Genomic DNA, 1,194 nt, shown 5'->3' on the forward strand with positions numbered 1-1,194 from the left:
ACCTTAAATTAACAATTTGGTAACAACTGGCAAGGAGAGGCGATGTTAACAGCGTTAGACAGACTTACGATTTACTCAGTGCTGTGTTTTATCTCGTTCTGTGCATTGGTACTTAGAACGCCAGCTGAAACCTCATTGATGCCTTTAGCAGGCATGAGTGCAACCATTATTGGGATTTGGATTGAGATGCACAAATGGTCAGGTGCATCAGAGCAAGAGAATTAGCGCCTCTTGCCTCAATCAAACATGAACAATACCGCTCACCTATTTTTACCAACACTTCATTCCGACACTATCCCCATTTTTCTTGGGCTTCCCCGCTGAAAGGCGGGATTTTTTTTGCCTGAAGAGTACAATTTGATAAAACCCTCGCATTGTAAGTGGCAAATCGTGGAACTAGAAGACATCTATCGCCGAGATCTGAATTTATTAGTCGCGTTGCGTGTACTGATTGAAGAAAGCAGCGTCAGTAAGGCGGCAACTCGCCTTAATTTAAGCCAATCGGCGATGAGTCGTGTGTTAGGGCGATTACGCGATCTGCTTGGCGATCCGCTGTTTACGCGCCAAGGTCAGCACTTGATCCCAACCCAAAAAGCGCTAGAAATTGATCGCTCTTTAGGTGAACCGTTGGAATCGCTGCGCCAATTATTGTCGCCCGTCGAGTTCGATCCTCAGCAGTGCGATCAGACGTTCACCATCGCGACCACGGACTACGCCATGCAAACTATCCTGCCGTTTGCTTTACCGCGCATTTATCAAGAAGCGCCGAATGTGTCGTTTAACTTTTTGCCTTTGCAGCATGACCGTTTATCCGATCAGTTGACTTATGAAGGGGCAGATCTCGCCATTTGTCGCCCAACAGGCCCCGTAGAGCCGCTGCGTAGCGAAATTCTTGGCCGCGTTGGCGTGTTGTGTTTACTGTCCAAACAGCATCCTTTGGCGAATCAAGAGATGAGTTTGGACGACTATTTGAGCCACCCTCACGCGATGATTGCCATCAGTGACGGAGTGAAAGCGTTGATTGAGCAAGCTTTGATCGACAAGCCGCAACGCAAAATGGTGCTGCGTGCGTACCATTTAGAAGCTGCGCTGGCGATTGTGGATACTCTGCCTATCATCATTACCGTTCCGGCAGATTTGGCGTATCTGGTTGCTGAGCGCTATGCCCTAGTCGTAACACCGTTGCCATTCCAA

The 1,194-nt window shown here is 48.3% G+C and carries 2 protein-coding genes; both read left to right on the forward strand.

Going from position 1 to position 1,194, the window contains the following annotated elements; genetic code table 11:
• Positions 1-42 precede the first annotated feature (42 nt).
• The gene (locus tag R8O70_RS25730; protein ID WP_005458692.1) at positions 43-225 is read left to right on the forward strand and encodes a hypothetical protein; all 183 of its coding nucleotides are present in this window, start codon (positions 43-45) and stop codon (positions 223-225) included.
• A gap of 165 nt (positions 226-390) precedes the next feature.
• Positions 391-1,194: LysR family transcriptional regulator (locus R8O70_RS25735; RefSeq protein ID WP_318184527.1), on the forward strand; the 804-nt coding region annotated here is incomplete at its 3' end.

Source organism: Vibrio sp. 779(2023) (genome assembly GCF_033344285.1).
Lineage (GTDB): Bacteria > Pseudomonadota > Gammaproteobacteria > Enterobacterales > Vibrionaceae > Vibrio > Vibrio alginolyticus.

Coding starts and splice junctions, on each gene's coding strand:
- R8O70_RS25730 (WP_005458692.1), top strand. CDS start 43: ATGTTAACAGCGTTAGACAGACTTACGATTTACTCAGTGCTGTGTTTT.